The sequence below is a fragment of the Tropicimonas sp. TH_r6 genome (genome assembly GCF_033101155.1).
In the GTDB taxonomy this organism is placed as follows: domain Bacteria; phylum Pseudomonadota; class Alphaproteobacteria; order Rhodobacterales; family Rhodobacteraceae; genus Tropicimonas.
In genome coordinates this window covers 1-4,024 of the sequence record NZ_JAWMPX010000066.1, presented here as the reverse complement: position 1 = coordinate 4,024, position 4,024 = coordinate 1, and the positions used below count along the sequence as shown (strand labels likewise).

Annotated in this window: 4 protein-coding genes; all 4 read right to left on the bottom strand. The window is 58.4% G+C overall.

Annotation, left to right across the window (positions count from 1 at the left end):
- Positions 1 to 154: 154 nt before the first annotated feature.
- The 4 genes from R3X27_RS25290 to R3X27_RS25275 all read right to left on the bottom strand — a co-directional run bounded on the left by R3X27_RS25290 (position 155) and on the right by R3X27_RS25275 (position 3,983).
- A complete protein-coding gene (locus tag R3X27_RS25290) occupies positions 155 to 640 on the bottom strand; it encodes a DUF1566 domain-containing protein (RefSeq protein WP_317711685.1) in 486 nt (161 codons plus the stop codon).
- Positions 641 to 1,204: 564 nt separating this feature from the next.
- The gene (locus tag R3X27_RS25285; RefSeq protein WP_317711684.1) at positions 1,205 to 2,116 is read right to left on the bottom strand and encodes an NAD(P)-dependent oxidoreductase; all 912 of its coding nucleotides are present in this window, start codon (positions 2,114 to 2,116) and stop codon (positions 1,205 to 1,207) included.
- A 2-nt stretch (positions 2,117 to 2,118) separates the two neighbouring features.
- The gene (locus tag R3X27_RS25280; protein ID WP_317711683.1) at positions 2,119 to 3,006 is read right to left on the bottom strand and encodes an NAD(P)-dependent oxidoreductase; all 888 of its coding nucleotides are present in this window, start codon (positions 3,004 to 3,006) and stop codon (positions 2,119 to 2,121) included.
- Positions 3,007 to 3,113: 107 nt separating this feature from the next.
- Positions 3,114 to 3,983 carry a dienelactone hydrolase family protein gene (locus R3X27_RS25275; protein ID WP_317711682.1) on the bottom strand — a complete coding sequence of 290 codons (870 nt, stop codon included), beginning with the start codon at positions 3,981 to 3,983 and terminating at the stop codon, positions 3,114 to 3,116.
- Positions 3,984 to 4,024 lie beyond the last annotated feature (41 nt).

The following is a 4,024-nucleotide window of genomic DNA, read 5'->3' as shown; positions in this document are numbered from 1 at the left end:
AAGCCCACACTCCCAAATGCTGCGGTCCGCACGAACGGGTAGTTTGCCGACTTCGCGGACATCTGACGTTTTTGATCGGATGTCCGGTTTGTCGGCGGGACCAAAGACACGGTTTAAGCAAGTGCACTGACAGTCGGAGACATGCTATGATGAATTAATCATCCATTTTTCTTACGGCACGAACTCCGAAGCTGCCGCTGAAATTTCGGTGATTTTTTGTCACATGACCGTAGTCGAAGGTCATAGTAACAGCACAGCAGTCTCCAGCTGTTTCGGATGTCCAGTAATTATATGTACCGCTTTTCGCAAAAACCGGATCAAGTCTTAATTTTCCTCCATAAAGATCCTTGTTCGATTTTGACGGCTCGTAGATAGTTTTCAACTCGGTAGCTGTAGGCAAACGCCAGTCACTGTGGCCGCCAGTCGAGAGACCATCAACATATTCTCTGGACTCATTCCAGTTTAAAGAATGACCTAAATCGGCATAACTGTCTTTCTGTGTCCACATCAAACCAGTTTTTGCATCTTTGACTACACCGTTAAATGAGCTAATGTAGCGAAAGTCTTCTGACAGTTGTTCCGCTTGCGCATAATCACAGAATACAAAAACGATAAGCAAAGTTAGCGAAAAACACTTCATAATACCCTCAATGTTCAGGTTAGTGTTTTAACCGATATTCCCCAGATGACTTCCGAATTTCCGCGTTGCCAACCGACTGGGCACCGATTTGGAACCTTGGCTGGCAGTTTGCCCTCTCAGGCGGGCTTTTGGCCACCTGGTCGTCCCCGGCGGCCCAATCGGGCTCGATACTATCGTCATCCGGACACACCTCTCCCATCGTTCAAATCCTGTCGTCAACGTCCTCGGCCTACGCCGGGACACACACCAACAATGATGGCGTTCGGCAAAGCCGACGTTGCTCAAATCGGCCCAATGTCTGCAAAGCGCAGGTAGCGGATGCTCGTGGTAATCGGTCCAAGGTCGGCAAAGCCCCGCTGACTTGTCTTTGGCGGCGGCGGCAACAAAGGTCCGGTCTTTGATTGCCATAATGAATACCGGGCGATTGCGGCGTGGATTGCTGCGCCGCTGAGAAGGTCCGCAAGATCGGCATCCCCGACTTTCCTTTTGAGTTTCCCATCGGCTTCGCTCCGCCATCGCGGCAAGGGGCGGTGGATTTCTCTTCCGGACGGTCTCCGGCGACCGTCAGCTCTTGCCGTCTCCTTCCGGGTCCAACCCGTTCATGACGGCAATGAAATCGGCCAGCATAGGGACGAACTTCTCCCCCTGCCCCGCGGCCTCCATGGCGCCGAAATTGTTGCGGATTGCCGATTGCAGCGGATTCACCGCGCCGACGCTGGTCGCGAGGTCGGAGAGATAACGCATGTCCTTGTGGGCATTGGTGATCGAGAAGCGGTGCGCGTTCTCGTCCCCCTCCAGCGTCCATTTCATGAAGGTGTCGTAGAAGCCGTTATGCATGCGCGAGCTGCCGATCACCTGGTGGAACTGCTCCGTGGACAGGCCCGACTTGCGCGCGACCGCCATCGCCTCGGACAGCAGCGCAGCGTTGCCCATCGCCATGAAATTGTTGATCAGCTTCATCTTGTGACCAAGCCCGACCGGGCCGAGATGCACGATATTGCTCGCCCAGGCCTGCAGCACCGGTTCGATCCGCGCAAAGACCGCGTCCTCCGCCCCGACCATGACGGCCAGAGTGCCGTCGGCGGCATTGTTCGGCGTCCCGCCAAGCGGGGCGTCGGCCATGCCAATCCCCTTCTCCGCCAGAATTGCGGCGAGTTGCTCGGTGCTGACCGGATTCGCCGTCGAGCAGTCGATCACGATGGATCCCGGTTTCGCATGGGTAGCAAGCCCGGCCTCCCCGCCGATCACCGCCTCGACCTGCGGCGAGCCGGAGACACAGATATGGATGATATCGCACGCTGCGGACATCTCCGCGATGGAGCCTGCCTCGGTCGCGCCCTGCGCCACGAGATCCTCGACTGGCCCACGATTGCGATGCGCCACCACGACCAGCGGGAACCCCGCCTTGAGGATGTTGAGGCCAATGCCATGCCCCATCAGGCCGACGCCAATTAATCCAACGGTTGGTTTGGTCATGTTCACCCCTCGATGTAGTTGCGCCAGTCATGCTCCTCGCGGAAGCCGAGCATCTGGCGGATCTTGCGGTTGGAATAGAGCGCTTCGTTTTCGCCGAGATCTTCGGCAACCGGTACGCCCGGAAAAAAACGTTCGGCAATCTCACGCGCGGGCAAGTTCACCGAATTGGTGTCATTGCCGGCATTGAAGATCTGGAAGCCGAGCTCGTCCGTCTTCAGGCAACGGTCGACAATCTGCCCGAGATCGCGCGCGTCGATATAGCAGAAGATATTGCGACGGCGCACGGCCGGGTCGGCAAAGAAGCCAGGGAAGCGGTCATATTCATGCGGTTCCATGACATTGCCGATGCGCAACCCGTAGATGTCGAAGCCCGAACGGCGCTGGAAGGCCCGCGCGGTCTTCTCGTTGATCACCTTGGAAAGGCCATAGCTGTCCATCGGGTTGGTGTCGTGCTCTTCATCGACAGGCAAGTATTCTGGATCGGCCACGCCATCGGCAAAGCAGACACCATAGGTCGTCTCCGAGGAGGCGAAAACGATCTTGCGGATGCCGAGCTTCACCGCCGCTTCGATGACATTATAGGTGCCGATGGTGTTGACCCGGAAGGTCTCGTGATCGGGATTGATCAGGATGCGCGGCACGGCAGCGAAATGCACCACGGCATCAAAGGTGGGGACGCCGGTGCCCGGCTCCAGTTCGTCGAAATCGGCGTAGCTGGTCATCACGTTGAACATCGCGCCTGAGTCGGTGATGTCGGCGATCAGGTTGTCGATGCCAGGCGCGTCAAGCGGTGTGAGGTCGACATTGACGACCCGGTGTCCCTGATCGGCCAGATAGCGGCAGACATGCCGACCGGCTTTGCCCGAGCCGCCTGTGAACAGGATACGCATGGTTGGTTTCCTTTCCTCCGGCAGGCGGCGAGGCGTGCTGGCGCCAGCGGCCTGCTCCGTCCGACAGACTAGACCCTGTCAGGCCGAATGCAATCGCAACCGGGGTCTCACTTGCCGGAAATTCTGGCGAGGAAGCGGGCCGTTATCTCCATCGCTTTCCCGGTCGCTTCTGGTGAGAATTCCAGTGTGCTCAGCACGTTTTTTTCCGCCTGGTCGAACCCGTGGGTGGTGCCCTTGAACAAATGTGCCTCGACCGGCCGACCAGCTGCACGCATCCGCTCGATCACGCGGATGCAGGCATCCTCGTTAACGACGCTGTCATCTTCCACCAGCAAGAAGAGCGCCGGCACGTCCTCTTTCCAGCCATTGTCATAAACCTGGCTGGCGACGCCGCAATAGGGGTAAAGCAGCACCGTGCCAACGATACCTTCCAGTCCGTGATTGTTGATGGAGGCGGGCCAGCGGGTGAGGTTGTGCGGCGGTTTTCCCTGCCCATGCAGTGACAGCATGTCGAGCACGGACCAACCGCCATGCGAGGCGCCGATCAGCGCAATACGGTCGGGATCAACGAACGGCATGGCGCGCGCATCCTCGATGGCAACCGCGACATCGCCCGCCCGCTCCGGCCCCGGTAAGAGCTGGCCAATGCAGATCAGACGCCAGAGCTGGGCGTCGTCATAGCCGCGCGGCCCATGGCTGTCGACAACGAGCGAGGCCCATCCTTGCGCAGCCAGATCCGACGCCCATCGTTCCATGTTGTCTTTCGGCCCATCGCAACCTGAGAACAGCAAGGCGGTTGGCCAGGGTCCCGCTCCATCCGGTGTGTAGCTATGATACGCCGGCTTCAGCCGGTGCGAGAGCTGTTCCGGGCTCAGAACCTTTGCACCGAAACCATGATATCGGGCCAGCGCATTGCAGCCGACCAGCCCGCCAAGGACCAGAATGGCAAGACCGGCCCAGAGAAATGAGGTGATCATCTTGTATGTCCACATGGTTCAAACCAGCGCTGTGCGGCTTT